Annotated in this window: 5 protein-coding genes; all 5 read right to left on the bottom strand. The window is 72.9% G+C overall.

Features of this window, described 5'->3' with window-relative positions; translation table 11 throughout:
• The coding region (locus tag ACTWQJ_RS49120) for a Pvc16 family protein (RefSeq protein WP_443312848.1) at positions 1-322 on the bottom strand (322 nt) is incomplete at its 3' end.
• A gap of 46 nt (positions 323-368) precedes the next feature.
• Positions 369-1,106 (bottom strand): hypothetical protein, encoded by a 738-nt coding sequence (locus tag ACTWQJ_RS49115; RefSeq protein WP_443312847.1) that lies wholly within the window; start codon positions 1,104-1,106, stop codon positions 369-371.
• The gene (locus ACTWQJ_RS49110) at positions 1,099-1,821 is read right to left on the bottom strand and encodes a T4 family baseplate hub assembly chaperone (protein WP_443312846.1); all 723 of its coding nucleotides are present in this window, start codon (positions 1,819-1,821) and stop codon (positions 1,099-1,101) included. The genes ACTWQJ_RS49115 and ACTWQJ_RS49110 overlap by 8 nt, the downstream gene beginning before the upstream one ends.
• A 23-nt stretch (positions 1,822-1,844) precedes the next feature.
• Positions 1,845-2,369 carry a phage tail protein gene (locus ACTWQJ_RS49105; protein ID WP_004003113.1) on the bottom strand — a complete coding sequence of 175 codons (525 nt, stop codon included), beginning with the start codon at positions 2,367-2,369 and terminating at the stop codon, positions 1,845-1,847.
• A 50-nt stretch (positions 2,370-2,419) separates the two neighbouring features.
• A partial coding sequence (locus tag ACTWQJ_RS49100; RefSeq protein ID WP_443312845.1) for a phage tail sheath family protein occupies positions 2,420-3,219 on the bottom strand: 800 nt, incomplete at its 5' end.

Raw genomic sequence — 3,219 nt, 5'->3', positions numbered from 1 at the left:
CCACGGAGCCGATCAGGCGCTGCCCGACGAGTTCCGTCTCGTCGCCGTAGGCGCTGATCAGGTAGTGCAGGTCGAGTGCGGCGGCGGGCCGTTTGACCAGCGTGCCGTCGGCGGCGCGGGTGGGCAGGTCGTTGTTGCGCTGTGAGGTGTTGGGCGTGACCTGGTAGAGGAACACCGAGATGGTGGGCTGATCGGTCGGCGGGTCGGCCGGTGGCTTGCGCGGTTCGACCTTCACCGCCATGTCGATCTCGGGCCCGATGTTGGACTCGATGAGCAGGGCGAGGGCCTGGGTCACATGGGCGATGGCAAGTGCGTTGCTCATGGCGTGAGTTCCTCGGTCCCTGTCGTCCTGATGCTTCCTGTGCGGCTCATTCACGCCCCCGGGCCAGGTACTCCGCGAGGCTCACCGTCGCGCCCGGCCGCTCGGTCCCGGACGTCCGCTGCCGGGTGCCGCCGGACGGCGACGGTGCCGCGGTCACCTCGAGCCGCCCGATCTGCACCTGCACCACCTGCTCGGGCGCCCGCGCCGACCGGCGGGCCGCGGCCTGCCGTACGGCCTCGCGTGCCGCGGCCGTGTCCGCCGCCCTGGGCCGCGGCGCGGCCGGCGCGGCGGGGGAAGCGGCGTCCGTACCCGGGGGGATGGGTACGGACGCCGCGGTCGGGGCGGCGCGCTCCGGGCCGCCCGGCGTACGCCGCCCGGCATCCGGGACCGGCCGGGGGCCCGGCAGCACCGGCGCCACCGGGTGCAGCAGCGGCGCCTCGGTCATGGCCGGTGGCGCGGGGGGCCGCGCCGGGTCGGCGAACGGTCGTTCGGTGCGTACGACGGTCCGCTCCCGTTCCGTGTGCAGCCGTGCCGCCCGGGCGGCCGGAGCGGTACGCGGGGTGTCCGGGCGGGGTGCGGCGGACGGCGTCGAAGAGGGCCACACCGGCTCGGCGTCCTCGCCCGCGTTCCGCGCCCGTACCGCCTCGATCCGTTCGAACGGGCCGGGCAGCCGAGGCCGTACCCGCACCACATCCGGGCGCGGGCCGGGCGCGGCCGGCGCGTGCCGGGCGATCAGCCGGTCGAGGAAGTCGGACGCCTCGGAGCCGGGCGTGGACTCAGACATCGACGCACATCTCCAGGTAGTAGCGGCGCCGCAGCGGGCTGAGCGCCAGGATCTCCGGCTCGCTCCAGCCGTACGCGGTGGCGAGCAGGTGGACGTCGAGGAGCAGGTCCCTCGCCCAGGAGTCGAGTTCGGTCCACAGGTACGAGGCGATGTCCAGCTCGGCCCGGGTGGCCCGCCCGCACTCGGGGCAGGCCACGTTGAGGGTGACGTCGGCCCCCGGGTCGGCGGCCTCCACCGCCTCGGCGATCCGGCGCTGCACGGGTGCGGGCAGGGCGTCGGCGGTGACCGCCGCCCCGTCGTGCACCGCAGAGACGAGGCACCGCGCGAGCAGCGCCCCCCGGGGATCCACGTCCCGCGCCGCCGCGGTCAGGTCGCCGGCGCCGGGCAGCCGGAACTCGACCTCCCAGCCGTCGTGCGCGACCCGTACGACCGTGTCACCGCGGACTCCGGCCGAGCGGGCGAACTCCCCGGCGTCCAGGTCGAACTCCATGTCCGCCCCGCACTCCGCGCAGTCGAGCCGCACCTGCATGCGCTCGCCGAACAGTGCCCGGCGCAGTGCGAACAGGTCCGCCTCGCGCTCGCCCACCGGAAGGGCGGGCAGCGCCCGGGCGTCGAGGTCCGGGCGCGCGGTGCGGTGCAGCAGCAGCGCGCGCCCGGTGGATGCCTCGGCGAGTCCCGCCTCCCAGGTGGCCAGCAGATCGGCCGCCCCAGCCATCAGCTCCCCCAACCTCCTTCAGCTCAGGCCGGGTTCAGGAACGAGGGCTCCTCCGGCTCGGGCACCTCGTAGTCCCGCTCCCAGCCCTCGCACTCGAGCTTCAGCGACTGTATGGCCACCGCGTTGGCGTTGGCGTCCAGCTCGCCCAGGACCTGGTACTCGCTGGGCCAGGTCCGGTACAGCTTGTGCGAGACGGCGACCTGGCCCGCCTCGTTGAGGACCTGGATGACGATGTCCTTGCGGAAGTCGGCGAGGGACACCTCGGAGCCGAGACCGGCCCCGACCTGCCAGACCTTGTTGGCCCAGCGGTCGAACTCGGGGTCGTGGGTGACCCCGCGCTCCAGGGTGATGCCCTCGAACTCCGAGCGGCCCGGCGACTTGCGCGGCGAGGAGGGATCGCCGCCGTGCCGGTGCTTGACGACCTCGGTGGTCCGTTTCAGGGGACTGATCTTGCTGATGCCCGCGACCGTACGACCGTCCCACAGGACCAGGAACTTGAAGTTCTTGTACGGGTCGAAACGATGGGCGTTGACCGTGAACTCAGCCATCGCAATTCCTCGGCATTCCTTGGCATTTCTCGGTGTTCCTACGAGCGCGATCAGAGCGCGAACTGCCCGGACGTCTGCTGGATCCTGACGATCACGAACTCGGCCGGCCGCACGGGCGCGATGCCCACCAGCACGTTCACCACGCCGTTGGCCACGTCCTCGTCCGTCGTGGTCTCGTGGTCGCACTTGACGAAGTAGGCCTCGCGCGGCGTGCTGCCCTTGAACGCGCCCTGACGGAAGAGCGTGTGCAGATACGAGGAGGCACTCAGCCGGATCTGCTGCCACAGCGATGCGTCATTGGGCTCGAACACGACCCACTGCAGGCCGCGTTGCAGGCTCTCCTCCACATGCAGCGCGAGCCGGCGCACGGGCACGTACTTCCACTCGCTGTCGAGCGCGTCGGAGCCGGCGAGCGTGCGCGCGCCCCACACCAGCGGGCCGGTCAGCGGGAAGGTACGCAGGCAGTTGACGCCGAGCGGGTTCAGCAGCCCCGTCTCCCGGTCGGTCAGCTCGACGGTGAGCGAGTGCACGCCCGCGAGCCGCGCCTCGGTGCCCGCCGGCGCCTTCCACACACCGCGCTCGGAGTCGGTACGGGCGAAGACCGCGGCGACCGCGCCGGACGGCGGGAAGGAGCGCAACCGTCCGGTGAGCGGGTCGGTGAGCTGGAGGTGCGGGAAGTACAGGCCGGCGTGGTCGCCGCGCACGGCGTCGAAGGCGGCGAGCCCGGCGCGGGCCGTGTCCACGCTGACCCAGGTGCTCGGGGCGTCGACGAGCAGGAAGATCCGTCGCTCCTGGCACAGCCGCTGGGCCGCCGAGACGACGGTGAGCATGTCCTCGGTCTTCTCGTACG

Origin of the sequence: Streptomyces sp. KR55, from assembly GCF_052245645.1 — a bacterium.
Taxonomy (GTDB): Bacteria; Actinomycetota; Actinomycetes; order Streptomycetales; family Streptomycetaceae; genus Streptomyces; species Streptomyces flavusporus.
This window is presented reverse-complemented; position numbering and strand designations above follow the sequence as displayed.